Raw genomic sequence first — 19035 nt, forward strand, 5'->3', positions numbered from 1 at the left:
GTATTGAGTATTGAGTATTGAGTATTGAGTATTGAGTATTGAGTATTGAGTATTGAGTATTGAGTATTGAGTATTGAGTATTGAGTATTGAGTATTGAGTATTGAGTATTGAGTATTGTTTTTTTTAACTAACAACTAACAACTAACAACTAACAACTAACAACTGATAACTGATAACGACTATCCAATTTTTTTCAATACCATTCTAGAACGCGCTTTATACGCTGCACTACCGGTATTGTAATTATTCTCCAGTGTAATTTTAAGTTCGGGATGTACCCAATCGAATTCTGTACCCAACAGGTATAGTGATGTCATAGAATATGCTTTTGGAGCTACTTTTTGATCTGTAATAATCCAGTCGAAGCATAGTTCTGTTATTTTTTCTCGATGTTGTGTAGTTAAGGCTGCTCTTACTTTAGGATTCTTTTTTTTGTAATAGGCAATGCTTAGACATTCGAATATTTTTGCCATTGGCCGTACAGCGGGGTGCTGATATACATTAGGCACAATGTTAATAAGCTCATCAAGATAAGGGAGAATAGCAGTAGGATCGTGCTTGCATAAAAATTCGAGGCCCCAGGAAGCTCTACACGAGATTTCATCATCTACCCGGGCGCAGATATTTAGCAAATCAGGGAGCAATTTTGGATTATCAAGGACCATATTAGCAAAATACTTCCTTTTTTCACGAGAATGATCCACGGTATGTAATACGTCTTCAAGCAATGTCATAACTACTATATGTCTTCAGGATAAAAGCACAGGTTTTTCAATTTCAAAAATAAATAAATAAAAATATGGATTCCAAATACTATCAGCTTTCCATAAATTATATATTCTAAGTCAAAGCCTTAAGCATATTAGGGAGGCGGTTATGATTTATCCTCGGTAATTTAGGGTAATAATAATTACTTGTTAAAACCGTTATACCTTCTATAACAGACAATTATCATCTTGTTAGGAATTAAACCCCTAGTAAATACTTGTTTTTGATAAGTGTTTTTTAAAAGTATACTAAAATGATAAAAAGAATTCTTTTTCTACTCGTATTGATTTTTTTGATATCACAGTTTTTACGACCAACGAAGAACGAGGCAAGCTACGATAGTATTGCTACATTCGAAGCTGCTACCATCGTATCTGCAGAGGTTAAAACAATTTTGCAGAATCAATGTTATGATTGTCATAGTAATGTTACCCGATATCCCTGGTATATGGAGGTTAGTCCCATTTCACATTGGATGGCCTATCATATAAAAGAAGGTAAAGAGCATTTTAATGTCTCTGAGTGGGAATCTTATACCGATAAGCAAAAAAATCATAAGCTAGAAGAGTTTGTAGAAGAGATAGAGAAGAAAGCAATGCCATTAGAATCCTATACCTGGATGCATGGTAAATTACCAGATAGTGATGCAGAAAAACTAATCAATTGGGCAAAACAAACCAGTGATGCAATAACCAAAGGTAAAGAAGAACCACAGGAAAAAGTAACAGATTCGTTACCTGTAAAAGTATCAGACTCTACTGTTGTAGATAGTATTTAACCTGAATTCTCAGTGTCTTAAGTTAGGAGGAAATACTATCTCTATGTCACACTAAGCCCTGCGATAAACTCAGGACAGGCCTGTCGAAAGACTCAGACCTACAATACAAGACCTCACAGGTTTTAAAAACCTGTGAGGTCTGCTTGTTTCTATATATAATATAATACCTTAATTAAAAATCACCCTAACAACTCATCGACCACTTTAGCTACTCCCGTAGTAGCTTTCTCAGATAGTACGGTAAGATGCTCTGTAGGAGAAATTGCCGGATTGGGATCGATAAAGTAAACAGGAGTTTGGTGTTTGGCATACTGTATCAGTCCAGCAGCAGGGTATACCTGCATAGAGGTACCAATAATCATAAGAATATCTGCGCGTTCTGTAATTTTTATAGCCTGATCCATCATAGGGACTGCTTCGCCAAACCATACAATATGTGGTCGTAGTTGCGAATTATGCTCGCAATGATCCCCAAGAACCAGGTCGTGTTTCCAGTCGAGTACCAATTGCTCATCGAACTGACTTCGCACTTTTAGTAATTCGCCATGCAGATGTATCACATTACTACTTCCTGCTCTTTCGTGCAGGTCATCTACATTTTGAGTAATGATAGAAACATTAAATTTCTCTTCTAATGTTACTAAATCCAAATGGGCTTTATTAGGAGTTACGGTATGTAATTGGCTACGTCTTTGATTATAAAAATCGAGAACCAATTCTGGGTTGTTTCTCCATCCTTGCGGAGAAGCCACCTCCATAACATCATGTCCTTCCCATAAACCATTGGCATCTCTAAACGTATTGATCCCGCTCTCTGCGCTAATTCCTGCTCCGGTAAGTACGACTATATTTTGCATAGATGAATATGATATGTGGTTTTATTGTAAATGTATGCCTAAATATAAGAAAACGTGTGAATTTGAAATCCCAAATAAAATTTTACCCAGGAGGTCTATTGACGTTCCAAAGCAGGGCTTTGAAAACTTTTTCACCAGTATAAGATTTGTTTTGGGTTTGCAACATCTATGAAACCTTGGAAAGATTTTAGCAAAACTAATCTGGTTTTCAATGCAACTGAAAAATACCTTACGACATAGCGTAAGCTGTGGGCGAGATGATGTGGTTGGTTGCCTTTTCTTTTGGTTCTGTTTGCTGCCGGGCAAGCAAAGAAATCGTAGATTCATGAACTCAATATTATCAAATAAAAACCTTGTGAACTAAAATGAACAGAAGGACCAATCAAAGCTGCTAATTTTATGCTTAAAGTCAAAAGGATTAAAATAATACGTTAATTTGATTGTCGAGCTTTAGTGTTACATTAGAATTAATGCCTTTTTATATCCCAAACCCTTGTGTTAAAATCATAAGCAGAAGTTAAAAACAGACAGATTTAAATGAAGTATTCTCAAAAAAAGTATAAATCGATGGTATTTTATCGCAATTTTTTGACTACCAAACATAGTTTTTGGCTTTTTTTAACAAATCTATAAGTCTATTGTTAAATTCCTTCATTTGGTTTATTTACAATTTTATCCGATAAAAAGCGTTTATATATCGATAAAGAACATTATGTAACCCCTTGACACCAAAGAGCTTCCGTAATTTTATTACGGTTTTACCGTATACAAAAAAAGTGTAAATACCCTATCTTGTAAGTAGAATAATTCAGCATATATTAACCAACACAAATTTTTTAACTCATACCCTATGAAATATCCTTATGTAATCATCGATAATGATCAGAAAATTGCAGATTCTATCCAAATCTCTTTAGAAGAGCAACCAGATTATATCTGTACAGGAATAGCGAAAGACGAGCAGGATGCATTGGATTTAATTTTAGAGAGAAGACCCAGACTTGTTTTTTTAGAGCCAGAAGTACCAGGAATAGATACTGTAACGACAAAGTATTCTTTGTTAACCGAGCTTTCTAAGTATATGTCGCGGTTACCAGAGTTTATTGTAATTACCAAAACATCAGATTATGCTATAGAAGGCATACGTAACAGAATCATGGATTATATCCTTAAACCATTTAGCAAAGGCCAGATAAGCAGAACCCTAATGAGGTTCGAAAAAGACTTTGGTCAAAGCGGGGATAATACCCTATGTTTTAGGTCCTATGGGGACTATCGATTTGTAGATGTAGATGAGATATTATACCTAAAAGCAGATAACAATACTACAGATTTTATAATGAGCAACGGCACTAAGGTAGAGGCTTTTAAGACCTTAAAACATTTTCAGAACCTGTTGCCCGACCATTTTGTACGTATACATAACAGTTATATTATTAATACCGATTATGTATCGAGAATACATTTTGGTAAAGCAAAATGTGCCATCAAAAATACAGACGATTTAATCCCTTTCTCTAAGTCGTATAAAAACAATGTAGAAGAAATTAAAGATTCTCTGGCAAAGAAAAGTTTAATTTATATATAAAACAGATATAGTTTGATATATATAGCAACCGATAAATTGTAGGATTTATCGGTTTTTTTATGGGATAAAGCCCCTAATAGTATTACAAAACCGTTAGTACAGGGTTTCCTACAAAAAAGTGTGAATTTAAAAATATGGTCATTTACTCGTATAATCGGTTCATGTACATCTCATAGGGTGCCAGTTACTAAACACACCTTAATATATTAGGCGCGAGGGGGATATCGAGCTACATTTGTAGTGTACAATTAGAGATACACATCATTAAAAATGTATATAAAGAGTACTCTAAAAAAATAAACGTCGTATGCGCAACGACAACCAATAATTAAATAAAAACAAACATACCCCGTTAAAGACTATACGTCTTTTGAAAAGTAAAATTCAAACTAAAAAAACTAACAATATGAAAACTGTAAAAACTATATTCGCTATACTATTCTTAAGTACTATGTTTATCGCTTGTGAAGCAAATACCGTAAATGATGAAGTTGGGATTGAAGATGTTGATACAACTGCTACTGGTGATCAGGATGCAGGAGATGAAGTTGCACCAGGTAAGGAATAAATTATAATCAGATTATCTAAATGACTAAAACTAACAATACTATGAAAACTATAAAAACTCTATTCGCTATATTATTTCTAACTACAATGTTTATGGCTTGTGAAGCTGATACTGTAAATGACGAAGTAGGAATTGAAGATTATGATACACTTTCTACGGGAGATCAAGACCCAGGTGAAGAAGTACAACCAGGAGATTCAGGAAATGGTTGATTTAATTTAATTATACAACAAAAAAAGTTCTAATTTTATTAGAACTTTTTTTGTTGTATTCAAATTGACTATTTTAGAAATAAATTTATTTTAAGATGTATAAAGTTTTTTTCCAATGTATAGCTACGCTTTTTATCCTAACTATTATTGGATGTAATGATCCAAATCAAACTATAGAAAGTAAAGAGTTAAAATCTAATTTAATACAATCTTATATCGATGAGGCTAAGAACAAACAAAATTCTAAAGAAGAAAGAAGAAATAATTTAGAAAAAGCCTATGGCATTTACTCCACACTTAATGACAACACTTTTAAAGTAGAAAAAATACAAGAAATATCATTTCAATACTATGCATTAAAAGATTATGATAAATATAGAGATATGAACGAGAAAGCTTTGAAGCTTTCCATTTCAATTAATGATTCATTAAATATGGCTAGGTCTTTTGCTTATCTTGGTATATATCATAGGAGATCTGAGTTAGATATTGCGTATAAGAACTTTTATGAGGCGGAAAAAATTTATGCTTCTTTACGTGATAATAATGAAAGCAAAGAAATAGCTTTTGATCATGGTAAAGTGTTAATTGATATGGCGAGAATACTTCAGAGAACGAAAGATTATAGTGAAAGTGAGGCCGTGACAATAAAAGCTATTGAAACTTTTATACATTCAGAAAATGAGAGATATTTACCTCTTTCTTATACTAATTTAGGTCTCATTACAAAATATTTTGAGCAATATGATAAAGCTATAGAGTTTCATTTAAAAGCAATAGAGTATGCTAAAAAAAATAATAATGAAATATCTCAAACGGTTGCGTCTTATAATAATATTGGTATAGTATATAAGTCGCAAGAAAAATATGATAAAGCTAAGGAATATTTCCTTAAGGCGTTATCGTTTAAAGATTTTTTGGCTAAAAATCCGGATCGATATGCTAGATTATTAGATAACTTAGCGCATGTGAATTTTTTATCTAATGACATGGAGAATATTCCAGAGCTATTTTTTAAAGCGTATAAAATTAGAGATAGTATTAATAATAAACCGGGGATTATTACAAATGCTTTGCATTTAGCAGAATATTATAAAACATTAGGAGAAGATAGTATATCAAGTATTTATGCGATAAGAGCTAGAGATGTTGCGATTGATATTAGTAATAATGAAGAATTATTAAATGCTTATCAAATACTATCTGAGACATCGGATAGTAAAGAAGGCCTTAAATATGCGCAGGCACATATAAAGCTAGATGATAGTTTAGAGAAACAAGAACGGTTATTTAAAGACAAATTTGCCCGTATTCGTTTTGAAACGAAAGAAATTGCAGAAGAAAACCAACAGATTAGTAGAGAAAATCAAATTTTAATCATTGCCATATTAGGGCTAACCGCCTTATTTTTATTGGGGTATATTATCTTTAGACAGCAACAGAGTAATAAAGAACTGTTATTTGCCCAAACCCAGCAAGAGTCTAACGAGGAGATTTATCGATTACTGCTTAATCAACAAATCAAACTAGAAGAAGGTAGACAGCTAGAGCAGCAACGTATGTCAGAGGAGTTGCACGATGGTGTATTGGGTAGATTATTTGGGGTACGATTAAGTCTCGATGGGATTAACCAGCGTGCCAACGATGGCTTTACAGAAGCCAGGAACAAATATATAGATGAGCTTAAAGCCATAGAAAAAGAAATACGATTAATCTCTCATGACCTGGGTGCAGAGACTTTACCGTCTGATGTGGCTTATATCGATGCGGTAGAAAACCTGATCAAAGACCTGTGCGAAGTGCATAAAATAACGTTTGAGTTTAATAATGACGAGGATATCGATTGGGAAGGGATAGACGACCAGAAAAAGGTAAACTTTTTTAGGATTTTACAAGAGTCAATGCAGAATATCTTTAAACATGCCCATGCAGATCATATAAAAATTAATTTCGATTATGTGGATAGTACCATAAATCTTACTATTTTAGATGATGGAATAGGATTTAAAGCAAATAAGGTTAAAAAAGGAATTGGTTTAAAAAATATTACATCAAGAGTTAGTCAGATGAATGGAGAAGTTCAATTTCTTAGTAACGAAGGCTCTGGTACCACAGTATCAGTACGTGTACCTATAGCAGCCAAAGTTGAAGAAGTGTACTAAATAAACTATACTCATACTATTTTACGTATTATTCAGTTTAAATAGCAAGGGGTAAAAATTTTAAAACCTAAAAACAATAAATTTTAAGATGAAGAAAAAGCTAAAAGTTCTTATGATTGATGATCATCCTATGATTATCGAAGGGTATAAAAATACCTTATTAGGAGAAAATCAAAAAGAATATCAAATTAAGATAGACATTGCCTCTAATTGTGATGATGCATATGCCAGTATCGTAAAATCATCAGAGACGGTTCCTTATGATATGCTTTTTGTAGATATTAAATTACCTCCTTCTTCAGATGGATCGATTACCTCTGGTGAGGATTTGGCAAAGCACGCAAAAGAGCTGTTACCAAAATCAAAGATTATTATCTTAACCATGCATAGAGAAGATCATAGAATACATAATATCCTTAAGAATATTAATCCTGCAGGATTCTTAATCAAGAGTGATCTTACTTCTAGCGAATTATTATTAGCATTTAATAATATCTTAAAAGGTAAGGCATATTATAGTGCTACGGTAAATGATCATTTTAGAAAAATGATGACGAATAAATTTTCTTTAGATGAGAAAAACTTAAAGATTTTATATCATTTATCTCGTGGTGTTAAGACCAAGAATTTACCTAATTATGTAAGTTTATCATTAAGTGCAATCGAGAAAAGAAAGAACCAGATCAAAGAAATGTTTTCTATTGCCAAAGCAGATGATCAAATGTTATTAGAAGAAGCTAGAAAAAGAGGATTTATATAAAGAACTATTACGATACGATAAAAGGCTTAATTCTTTGTTTTTGCTTAGAATTAAGCCTTTTTTAATGTGCTCAATTTACTAATCACTCAATTCACTTTATAATCACGTTAAAGAACGGATTAGAAATTTTCGTCGGTTTGAGTGCCAAATCTTTGATTTGGTGTATCGAAAACAAGAAAATTTATAGTCAAAAAGTACTTCTCTATACTAAATTCTTACAGAATTTCACTCAAAATAACGCATTTCAGATTAATCAAAATCAGGTTAGTATAACGAAGAAAATAGTACTTCGACAACCTGTCCTGAGTTTATCGAAGGGCTCAGCAGGGCTATCGAGACCTTTTTTGATGATTAAGGATCATTCGTGTTTGACTGGCATCTGATTAGGTTTCGTATCAATTCGCTTTGTCATTCCGGACAGTAGTGGGACTTGATCCGGAATCCACATTAAACAAAATAACTACTTATAAATATCTACCTCTTTTTTTGGATTTTACTTGTATTCAAGCATATAAATATACAAAATACGGTTTTACCATAATTATTTTGAGGGTTTAAATTGCTCTTAATCAAAGTTTTATATATACATTTATAATGTTAAAGAAAACTTAACAGAAACCTGGATGTAAAATGGTTTAGTTAGTAAAGACAATAGTATCTACCCCAACTATTAAATAAATCTTTTTTAAATATACCATATCCTCTAATTACCATTGTCATAATGTAAATACTACTAATCATGTACCCAATAACATGTTTAGGTTAATGCGCTAATTTTTAGATATTAATTAAATTATTCTACTTATGACCACATTTACTTTTTTCTTTACAAAGATGATACAAATGCTTTTTAAGTCATCTTTTTACCTCATAAATAACATCTATACCCTTTGTATTGCATCTGGTTCTTTTTCAGATCTAAAAGCAATGGATATGACCAATTATAGCACCTCTTATTAAAAATATAAGAGTGTATATGCAGTAGTATAGCATATGACCCAGTTTGTTATTATTATATGATGTTAAACAACAAGATATAAAACAACACTGCAACTGTAAAACTTTGGCGAGCCAACAAAAACAGTGTCTGGAATAGAAATACTATTTATAATTTAGAAGCAACCCATCTTATGATGTTTTCTAAAAAAACTCAGAATTCTTATTTGTTGAGTTAGTACTTTCCCAGACCTGATCATAATTTTCCTTTTTAGATTTAGAATCCTCCCAAAGATCAGTTTGACAACAAGATAGTAAGAAGCCATAAAGACTTCGTAGCGTACTATTAATATTAGATTCAATTAAAAAACGAATACATAAATAACTAATCTATCCAATCATTACGATTGTAAATTTTAAACCATTAATCTATGAAAACAACAACCAAATTCTTAGTACTGCTACTCTGTATTGGCGTTAGTAGTTCGATTTATTCTCAATCTCCAAATATCGTGGTCATTATTGCCGACGATATGGGGTGGTCACAGGTGAGTACGGGGGCAACTAACCTTAATAATCCCAGTGACTTTTATGAGACACCAACTTTAGAAACGTTGGCTAATCAAGGTATTGCATTTCCGCAAGCCTATGTAAACGGGGCAAATTGTGCACCAACCAGGGCAGCAATTTTAAGCGGACAATATGCATCAAGACCCGATAATAATGTATTTGCAGTAAATGGTTTAAATAGAGGAGGAAGTTCTACCTTATTAGTAGGCCCTAGTCAGGGACTCTCTAACGGAGAAGACGAAATTCCTGCCAGTGCGATTACAATAGCCGAGACCATAAAAGCAAGTGGATACACAACAGCTCATTTTGGAAAATATCACTCGGGAGGAAGTATGAGTAATGGACCTACCGATCAGGGATTTGATTTTAACTATGGGGGTGGTTCTGATGGTGCTCCAGGAAGTTATTTTGCTTCGCAATCTGGTGGTGTTTGGACTTTTCATAGTAGGATAGGCCCAGAGTTGGATCCATATGCAAATCCTTATACGTTAAGTGAATCTATGGCATTAGCAGGAGATAACTCTCTAGAAGGAACAGCAAAACATGTAACCGATGCGATGGCAGATGCCGCAATCGATTTTATGAATGCAAATAATACATCTCCGTTTTTTATGCATTTTAGTAACTATGCAATACACGGCCCTTGGGGACAGGCAAATGCAAGACCCGATTTATATGCCAAATATGTGGCTAAAAATAACACAAACCCCAGCCAGATGGGGCATACTAATGTAAGTCAGGCAGCAATTGCCGAAGGAATGGATCAAACCATTAGCAGACTTATCGATTACTTAAAAACAACGGCAGATCCAAGAAATCCTGGTCATATGCTATCAGAAAATACATTGGTATATTTTATTTCTGATAATGGTGGTGCAATCGGAACAGAAGATAATGGTCCTTTACGAGGAATGAAAGGCGAGCATTACGAAGGAGGAGTACGATCAATTACGATAGCATGGTCAGAAGGTTTATTGGCAAATACAGGTACCATCAATAATACTCCTATTGTGGCTTTTGATCTCTACCCAACCCTTGTAGAAGCTGCAGGAGGGACATTACCAGCAGGATATGATATCGATGGTGTAAGCCAATGGTCTATGTTAACCGGTACGAATCCTAATCTAAATAGAGATGCAATCTACTGGCATTTTCCCGGATACCTGGTTGATTCTAAACGTGATCAAAGACCCGTATCTATTATACGCAAAGGAGATTACAAATTGATTCATAATTATGAAACAGCTTCTTACGAGATGTATAACCTTATAACCGATATCGGTGAAGCTACTAACTTATTATCAGGAAGCCCGGATAATGCAACCTTAACTATTGCTAATGATCTAAGTACAGATCTTCGTAACTATCTTATTAATATATCTGCTCCTTTGCCTACCTATAGAAGTAGTGGGCTTACGGTTCCGTTACCAGAAATTATCCAGATCAATCCACCAGTTGTTAGTTGTGTTGACCCAGATACCTATTTAGCACTTTGGAATTTTGATGTTGGAGTAGATGCAAATGATGCTTCTTCAAACAATAATGATCCTCTTTCGACTATAGGAACATTAACTTATGATGCCGTAGATTTTAAAGAAGGAGATCGATCTGCTGTATTTGATGGAACAACCAAAATACAATACAGTGAGAATCCTGGTCCATTTTTGATTGCATCGATGTCGCAAAGAAGTGTTGCCATGTGGATAAAACCAACTGCTTTGTCAGGTATCCAGAATCTTTTTGAAGAAGGAGGAGGGATTAGTGGAGTTGTATTGAGATTAAATGGCTCAAACCTGGAATCTATAGTAAGAAATAGTTCTACTGTTTCTGATAGTCATAGTGTAGCTTTTCCTAATGATGGAGATTGGCACCATGTTGCTGTAGTGTATAATGGTGGAAGTACCAGCCATAATCTATATATTGATGGTGTTTCTGTGGCTTCGAGTAGTGCAGCGCCAGGTTCTGTTCCTACACATATAGGATCAGGAGGAATTGGTGGTGTACAGAAAAAAGATAGTTTTGGAGAAACCGCAGATAATTTTTATACCGGAAAAATGGATGCAGTGGTTGTTTATGATTTTGCACTCTCTGCGGCGCAGGTGATCACGTCTGGATGTCTCCCAGATCCTAATCCATCACAATGTACATATGCAGTTATTAACTCAGAAGATTTCGAATCCGGGTGGGGTGTATGGTCAGATGGTGGAGCTGATGCCAGAAGAAGTGCTAACGATGCAGCATATGCAAACTCTGGAACATACTGTATACGATTACAAGATAACACCTCTACATCTGTGATGACCACTTCTAATTTTGATATGACTAGTTACGAAGAGTTAACGATTAATTTCTCGTATTACTGTAGAAGTATGGATAATAGTAATGAAGATTTCTGGCTTCAGATATCAACGGATGGTGGAGCAAACTTTACTACAGTCGAAGAATGGAACCAGTCTGATGAATTTGTAAATGATCAACGCTATAATGATCAGGTAGTAATCCCGGGACCTTTTACAGCAACGACTCAGCTTCGATTTAGAGCCGATGCATCTGGTAATTCTGATTGGGTTTATATAGATGATGTAGTGATTAATGGTTGTAGTACTCCTGCTGCTTCTATGACCAGCACACCAATTGTGCATACAGAAGTAGAAGTACAACCAGAGGTACAAGCCGAAGAGCCAGAAGCAGTAACAGAAGAAACGATAGCTAAAGAGGATATGTTTTCGATATATCCAAATCCATTTGGAAACCAGATATATATTACCTCAAAAGAAAGTAGTGATCAAAATACAGAAATAGAGATATTTAATAATGTAGGGCAGTCAATTTTCTTGAAATCATATACAAATCAAGAGAGAATTAAAGTGCCTACTCAAGATTTATCTACGGGACAGTATTTTATAAAAATAAGTGTTGGTGATACTATAATTCAAAAACGATTGATCAAGATGTAATGTAAATTATAGTATACCATTTGTATTTTGAATTTTCTTCCAGTAGGTTTAAAGTGCAAATGGTATTAGATCATAAGACCAGTAAGGTACGAATACAAAGTAAAAAGAGGTTATCATTTTGGTAGCCTCTTTTGTTTTTCGATATAAGAAAATCGATGCAATATTGAACCTTATCGAAATCAAAATAAAATGTAAATACTACGTACCTTCTGATAAGCTTAATTTGATGTTATTATTACTTAATTTCTTAACTATATAACCTTAAAAAGGTGTGGATTACTTTTTTAGAAATTGTATTACGTATTCGTAGGATTCTCTCAAATTTCTGCCTTTTATCCCGAAAATTGATGATTTCAACCTGTTTTTATGGTAAAACCGTAATTATTTTGGTGTTTTAAAATACTCATAATCAAAGTTTTATGTATACATTTATAATGTTAATAAAAGCATAACGTAAACACATTACTTAAAATTGATATTGCTTATAGAAAAAATTACGCTAGACATTTTATTTCTTACCCCTCGATGTCCCAAATGTGTTATTTTTTGATAGCTATTTAGCATAGAAAATTACGGCAATATAGCTGTGATATAGTATAGTATTTATTTGCCCGTAGATATTATAGTTAGTGAACTTTAATCGATATAATAAATTGCTTATGGACTGCACTACTTTTATTTCCTTCGTAAAATGTGTGACGATGTTTTTCTCATCTGATTTTTTCATATGCAAACTATATAATACCATTTTGAAAACACAACACATGTGATTTTTAGAACCTGTTACCAAACAATTCTTTGGTATTTAATGTTGAAGGAAAAAATAATTTTTGTTTGATAATACACATCAATAATAATGAGAATATAGCATAGAAAATAACAATCCCGGAATTGTAAAACTTTTGGCGAGCCAGCAATCCCAGGGATCTGAATAACGATCAATTTAATACTAAATTAACCATTATGAAGTTTCAATTTTTTGCATCAAAAGATGTACAAAGGTCTTCTTCTATAAAAGATAGTTTTTCTGGTATCTATACGAATTATGTTCGAAAAATAGATACGCTATCCAATTATAATATCATAATCTTGATGGGAGTAATTACACTTCTGTTGGTATTATATTCTTTTATTGCATATTCATTTTTAGAGTCTTCCTCTGTCCTTTTATTTAAAAATAATAATCGTACCGAGCTACCTATAGAAAAAAGTACTGCTTTTATGGGTAGTATACAGACCCATGTATACACTCATATATATAAAGGTAAAGTATATACCGCTGGGGATTCAAAAAATAATGTAGCAAGTGCTACTCATACTTCTTTTCAGAAATATTTAAGATCAGTTCAAAAAGACTACACATTAGTTGGCGGTATTACGCTGCTATGTATTTCTAAAAGCATAGTAGATATGGATTCTTTCGAATCCCTTCAGAATAATAGTAAAACAATTTTATCATAAATAGCTTATGAAAATCAATACACGATTCTTGTTTCTAATACAATTCATATTCATCTTGATAAATAGATTGTTACGTTTTTGTATAGTAAGAAAAAATAAAAAAAAGAGCAAGCTCTCTATAGCATGTGGTATAACCTTTATGCTTATAACTTCTTTTGGATATGGACAGTTTAGCTGTCCTTCTACATTTTATCAGGTCATTAGTGGCGAATTAAGAAGCTATAATGCCGTAACAGGAGAATATTCGGCACCGATTAGTACGAATGATCTCTATAACGCAACAGGATATAACCCGGTTGATAATTTTGTATATGCTATCGGAAGAGCCGGCACCATAAATGGCCATTTGATTCGTATTGATGCCGATGGATCCATAGCAGATCTCGGAGCCCTGACCAATATGGGGTCTGGTGGTATATCTGGAGACGTTGATGACAGCGATAATTTATGGATCAATAGGGGAGATCATTACGACAGAATCGAAAATCTGTCAACCCTTCCGGTAGGAGGATCTCCCGCAGTAGTAACCGTTAATTTTACAGGACCAGCGGGTGATGTTAATGATGTTGTGCATATCAATAGAAAATTATACGGAGTTAATAAAAGCGCAGAACTCATTATATGGGATCTCGATACATCTATTAAAACGGTAGTAGGAGGTTTAAGCACTCCGACCACAACTCTTGGTTTTGGAGCAGCATTTACAGATGATGAGGATCGCTTGTACGTATCATATAATGATGGAGGGTTGTATTTAATCAATGATTATACAACAGGAACACCAACATCATCATTTTTAAACTCTACAGCTGCTACAACCAGTAATGATGGGTTTTCATGCCCCTCGGCACCCTCACCTATAGATCAGGATGGTGATGATATCTTAGATCCTTTAGATTTAGATGTAGATGGGGATGGTATAACAAATACAGACGAATCCCCATCTGATCCTTTTGCCGATGGAGATGGAGATTTGATTTTTGCATATCTAGATGATGATGATGCAGATGGAGCAACCGGTAATGTAGATGGGGTTATCGAAGCTGCTTTTGATACCGATGGAGATGGAGTTCCCGATTTTTTTGATCTTGATAGTGATAATGATGGGATTTATGATGTGGTTGAAGCAGGGCATGGTTTGCCACATACCAATGGAAGAATAACCGGTCAGGATACAGGAGCAGGTACAAATGGGCTTTTCGACGGTCTGGAAACTATAGTAGATTCTGGTATAATTAATTACACAATAGCAGATACAGATACGGTAGGAAATCCTAATTTTCAATCTACAAATAGTGATGGAGATACGTGTAGTGATGTTCGAGAGGCTGGTTTTACAGATGAAAGTAGTGACGGTATTTTAGGCCCTCTAGTGGTAACCGTTAATGAAGATGGAGTAGTGACTAGTGCAGTAGATGGATATACCACTCCTAATGCAGATTATATTAATGGTGGAGTAGTGTCAGCATCATGTTCACTAACTCCATTTAGTTGCCCTCAAAACTTTTTTCAAATTATCTCTGGAGAGTTAAAAAGTTACGATGCCATTACAGGAGAATATTCTGATCCTATTGCAGTGAGTCAATTATACAACGCAACAGGGTATAATAGAATTGATGATTATGTTTATGCGATTGGTAAAGGAGGAGGCTCAAGCCCAATAAATAATCATTTACTTCGTATAGGAGCAGATGGTACTTTTCAGGATTTAGGAGCATTAACCAATATGGGATCTGGTGGTATATCAGGAGACGTAGATGATAACGATAACCTGTGGATTAATCGAGGAAAACATTATGACAGAATTGAGAACCTGTCGACCCTACCTGTGGGAGGCTCACCTGCAGTGGTTACAGTTACTTTTACAGGAGGAACGAATAAAAATACAAATGACGTAGTTTTTATTAATGGAAAATTATATGGAGTTAGTAATAATGATAGATTGATTAATTGGGATCTTACTACACTAGTTAAAACAGAAATTTCTGGTCTGGGCACTCCTACAGCAACCAATTTTGGAGCTGCATTTACTGATGCAGAAAATCGCTTATATGTATCTTATAATGATGGAGGGATGTACCTGGTTAACGATTATACCACCGCAACACCTTCTGTAACACTTTTAAACAATACAATAGCTACCACCAGTAACGATGGATTTGCCTGCCCTACAGCATCTTCTGCTTTTGATCTTGATGGAGATCTTGTTTTAGATCCCTGGGATCTGGATGTAGATAATGATGGAATTCCTAACTTAAATGAAGCACCGTCTGATCCATATGCAGATGGAGATACAGATAATATCTTTGCTTATCTTGATGATAATGATGCCGATGGAGGAATAGGAAATGCAGATGGAGCAATCGAGACGGCTTTTGATACTGATGGAGATGGAGTTCCTGATTTTTATGATTTGGATAGCGATAATGATGGTATCTATGACGCCATAGAAGCCGGCCATGGATTTGCTACCAGTAATGGAAGAATTAATGGTGCTGACACAGGATCAGGAAATAATGGCCTTTATGACAGTATAGAAACTGTGGCCGAATCAGGAATACTTAATTATACAATAGCAAACACTGATGCCGCCGGAGATGCTGATTTCGAATCCCTGGATAGTGATGCAGATGGTTGTAGTGATGCCAATGAAGCCTATAATGATTGGAATGCAGATGGCGCAAATGGAGGAGTCTATAATCCTTGGAATGCTGCTACAGAACCACTTACAGTGGCTGCAAATACCGTTAATTCTAATGGATTAGTAGTTGCAGCAGCATATACTACCGGAGCAGTAGCGGCTGTAACAAATAATGCTATAGCTACAGGTTGTGAAGATGGTGATGGAGTTACGGGAACCGTAGAAGATGCTGGACCTAATGGAGGCGATGGAAATGGAGATGGAATATTAGATTCTTTACAAGGAAATGTAGCTACTATACCTATAGCAGACGGTACAGGATATGTAACCATAGAAACTACAGGAATTTGTTTTCAGATCTCGACGATCAGCACTGTATTAGAATCAGAATTGGCAGCTAATGATGCGACATATCATTATCCCTATGGATTGGTAGATTTTACTTTAGACTGTATAACTCCGGGAGATGACGTAACAGTTACTTACTATTGGCATATCACTAATTCTTTAGCTGGATTTACTTACCGTAAATATGGACCGACTACTCCAGGAGGAGCATCAGACATTTATCAGGATTTTACTACTACACTAAATACAACAACCATAGGAGCAAGAACAATTGCTACAGCTTCTTATAATCTTACAGACGGAGTATTTGGTGACGATACAGTTTCAGATGGACAAATTATTGATCCTGCGGGACCAGCACTTTTAACAGTAAACTCAGATGGAGATGGTATAATGGATTCTATAGATTTAGATGATGATAATGATGGAATCCTGGATAGAGATGAATGTGATTTGGGCGGAGGGTCATTTGGAGTAGAATTGCTAGATGATGCAAATACTACTTTTGAGATTACAGCAGAAAATAATGCTACTACTCTGGCAAATTTATTATTTGCCCCTAATTCTGATCTTACTTTGGTATCTGCTACAGTGAATGAAGGTAGTGGAGCAGTCACACAAATAGGAACATTTAATGATGGTGATCAAATAACAAGTAGTGGAGGAGCGTTAAATGCATTCCTTGGATTTGATAGGGGAATTATTTTTTCTTCGGGTAATGTTCTTGATTTAGATGATAATTTGTCTAACCAATTCTCAGCTCCTAGTGCATTAGGTGATGGAATTAATGGTACAGGTGCTGCTGGAGGAGGAAAAGACCCCGATTTTGGTGGAGGTAGTACAGAGTTTGATGTTGCCAGTCTCGAAATAGTAGTTAATATTCCAGCAGAAACAGTGATTTCTGGTCAGTTTGTTTTTGCTTCAGAAGAATATAATGATTATGTGAATTCTGGATTAAACGATGCTCCTAAAATATTTATAAATGGAACCAATTTAGCTCTAACACCTTCAGGTGCACAATTAAGTATTGATACTGTAAATAATACCGTAGATAGTGGATCATATATAGATAATGAAACAGATCCTACAGCCGTTAATATTGAAGCAGATGGTTTTACAGCTACAATAACTTTTTCTGCAGTATTAAATGCAGGAAATAATACAATCAAGATTGGAGTAGCTGATAATGGAGATAATCTTTTTGATTCGTGGTTAGCTTTTAAGGCAAATTCTTTTGTATTATGTTTTGATAGAGATACTGATGGTGATAACATTGTAGACCGTTTGGATTTGGATAGTGATAATGATGGGATTTATGATGCTGTAGAAGCAGGTCATAATCAAACGCATGTAAACGGTGTTGTATCTGGAGCTTTAGGTTCAGATGGAGTACCAGATGTGGTTCAGGCACCTGGAAGTGAAAGTAGCGGAACCATAAACTATACAGTTGCTGATAGTGATACAGATAACAATTATAATTTTTTAGAATTAGATAGTGATGCCGATGGATGTAATGATGTTATTGAAGCCGGGTTTACCGATGGTGATAATAATGGATATCTGGGTAGCGGTACTTTTGGAGCTGGTCTTACAGTAGACGGAAATGGAGTAGTCACTTCGGGAACTGATGGATATACAGGTACTAATGCTAATGTAACTACGGCGGGTGTTGCCCCATCAATTACAACACAACCATCAGATTCGACGATATGTCCAGGGGCAAATACTACTTTTACTGTCGCGACATCTAATGCAGATACGTATCAGTGGCAATTGTTTAATGGTAGTACCTGGGATGATTTAACAGATACAGGAATTCATAGTACTACTACTACCGCTATACTAACAATTACCAATGCAGTCGTAGCAGATAATGGTAATCAATATAGAGTTATTGTTTCAAGTTCAACGTATGTGTGTACTCCTGAAACGTCAATTACTGTAACGCTTACGGTTGAAGATATTACAGACCCAACAATCAGTTGTCCAGCCACAGTAAATGTCAATGTAGATGCTGGTTTATGTACAGCAAGCAGTGTTGCTTTAGGCACCCCAACAACATCAGATAATTGTGCAGTGGCAAGTGTAACCAATGATGCACCGGGAGTTTTCCCACTAGGAGATACGACAGTAACCTGGACCGTAACCGATAGCTCTGGTAATACCGCTACCTGTACGCAAACCGTAACCGTAACTGATAATATAGATCCGGTAATTGCATGTCCAGCCACAGTAAATGTTAATGTAGATGCTGGATTATGTACAGCCAGTAGTGTTGCTTTAGGTACCCCAACAACATCAGATAATTGTGCAGTGGCTAGTGTAACCAATGATGCACCGGCAACCTTCCCATTAGGAGATACGACTGTAACCTGGACCGTAACTGATAGCTCTGGTAATACAGCTACCTGTACGCAAACGGTAACGG

The 19035-nt window shown here is 35.0% G+C and carries 11 protein-coding genes; 9 read left to right on the forward strand and 2 right to left on the reverse strand.

From position 1 onward, the window contains the following. Nucleotides 1-180 precede the first annotated feature (180 nt). Nucleotides 181-735, reverse strand: a complete 555-nt coding sequence (locus ATO12_RS24185; RefSeq protein WP_034247594.1) for a hypothetical protein — start codon at nucleotides 733-735, stop codon at nucleotides 181-183. Between the two features lie 287 nt (nucleotides 736-1022). Here ATO12_RS24185 and ATO12_RS24190 point away from each other — a divergent pair, with 287 nt between their 5' ends. Continuing rightward, a complete protein-coding gene (locus ATO12_RS24190; RefSeq protein WP_081802160.1) occupies nucleotides 1023-1547 on the forward strand; it encodes a heme-binding domain-containing protein in 525 nt (174 codons plus the stop codon). 179 nt (nucleotides 1548-1726) lie between these two features. On the opposite strand, the gene ATO12_RS24195 is transcribed toward ATO12_RS24190, so the two are convergent. Continuing rightward, nucleotides 1727-2404 carry an SIR2 family NAD-dependent protein deacylase gene (locus ATO12_RS24195; protein ID WP_034247596.1) on the reverse strand — a complete coding sequence of 226 codons (678 nt, stop codon included), beginning with the start codon at nucleotides 2402-2404 and terminating at the stop codon, nucleotides 1727-1729. Between the two features lie 850 nt (nucleotides 2405-3254). On the opposite strand from ATO12_RS24195, the gene ATO12_RS24200 reads away from it, so the two are divergent. From ATO12_RS24200 to ATO12_RS25215, 8 genes are all read left to right on the forward strand, one after another. Further along, nucleotides 3255-3992 (forward strand): LytR/AlgR family response regulator transcription factor, encoded by a 738-nt coding sequence (locus tag ATO12_RS24200; RefSeq protein WP_034247598.1) that lies wholly within the window; start codon nucleotides 3255-3257, stop codon nucleotides 3990-3992. Nucleotides 3993-4398: 406 nt separating this feature from the next. After that, the gene (locus ATO12_RS26270) at nucleotides 4399-4560 is read left to right on the forward strand and encodes a hypothetical protein (RefSeq protein WP_165583457.1); all 162 of its coding nucleotides are present in this window, start codon (nucleotides 4399-4401) and stop codon (nucleotides 4558-4560) included. Between the two features lie 41 nt (nucleotides 4561-4601). After that, a complete protein-coding gene (locus tag ATO12_RS26275) occupies nucleotides 4602-4772 on the forward strand; it encodes a hypothetical protein (protein WP_165583458.1) in 171 nt (56 codons plus the stop codon). Between the two features lie 95 nt (nucleotides 4773-4867). Beyond that, entirely contained in the window at nucleotides 4868-6934 is a 2067-nt protein-coding gene (locus ATO12_RS24210; protein WP_034247602.1) for a tetratricopeptide repeat-containing sensor histidine kinase, read from the forward strand. 88 nt (nucleotides 6935-7022) lie between these two features. After that, nucleotides 7023-7694 carry a response regulator gene (locus tag ATO12_RS24215; protein WP_025664289.1) on the forward strand — a complete coding sequence of 224 codons (672 nt, stop codon included), beginning with the start codon at nucleotides 7023-7025 and terminating at the stop codon, nucleotides 7692-7694. A 1367-nt stretch (nucleotides 7695-9061) separates the two neighbouring features. Next, nucleotides 9062-12157: a sulfatase-like hydrolase/transferase gene (locus tag ATO12_RS24220; protein WP_034247604.1), complete on the forward strand. Its 3096-nt coding sequence runs from the start codon at nucleotides 9062-9064 to the stop codon at nucleotides 12155-12157. A 963-nt stretch (nucleotides 12158-13120) separates the two neighbouring features. Next, nucleotides 13121-13618, forward strand: a complete 498-nt coding sequence (locus tag ATO12_RS24225) for a hypothetical protein (protein ID WP_034247606.1) — start codon at nucleotides 13121-13123, stop codon at nucleotides 13616-13618. A 139-nt stretch (nucleotides 13619-13757) separates the two neighbouring features. After that, a partial coding sequence (locus tag ATO12_RS25215; RefSeq protein WP_051576069.1) for a DUF6923 family protein occupies nucleotides 13758-19035 on the forward strand: 5278 nt, incomplete at its 3' end.

The organism is Aquimarina atlantica, from assembly GCF_000626715.1.
GTDB classification, from domain to species: Bacteria; Bacteroidota; Bacteroidia; order Flavobacteriales; family Flavobacteriaceae; genus Aquimarina; species Aquimarina atlantica.

Coding starts and splice junctions, on each gene's coding strand:
- ATO12_RS24225 (WP_034247606.1), top strand. CDS start 13,121: ATGAAGTTTCAATTTTTTGCATCAAAAGATGTACAAAGGTCTTCTTCT.
- ATO12_RS24210 (WP_034247602.1), top strand. CDS start 4,868: ATGTATAAAGTTTTTTTCCAATGTATAGCTACGCTTTTTATCCTAACT.
- ATO12_RS24220 (WP_034247604.1), top strand. CDS start 9,062: ATGAAAACAACAACCAAATTCTTAGTACTGCTACTCTGTATTGGCGTT.
- ATO12_RS24215 (WP_025664289.1), top strand. CDS start 7,023: ATGAAGAAAAAGCTAAAAGTTCTTATGATTGATGATCATCCTATGATT.
- ATO12_RS24195 (WP_034247596.1), bottom strand. CDS start 2,404: ATGCAAAATATAGTCGTACTTACCGGAGCAGGAATTAGCGCAGAGAGC.
- ATO12_RS24190 (WP_081802160.1), top strand. CDS start 1,023: ATGATAAAAAGAATTCTTTTTCTACTCGTATTGATTTTTTTGATATCA.
- ATO12_RS24185 (WP_034247594.1), bottom strand. CDS start 735: ATGACATTGCTTGAAGACGTATTACATACCGTGGATCATTCTCGTGAA.
- ATO12_RS24200 (WP_034247598.1), top strand. CDS start 3,255: ATGAAATATCCTTATGTAATCATCGATAATGATCAGAAAATTGCAGAT.
- ATO12_RS26275 (WP_165583458.1), top strand. CDS start 4,602: ATGAAAACTATAAAAACTCTATTCGCTATATTATTTCTAACTACAATG.
- ATO12_RS26270 (WP_165583457.1), top strand. CDS start 4,399: ATGAAAACTGTAAAAACTATATTCGCTATACTATTCTTAAGTACTATG.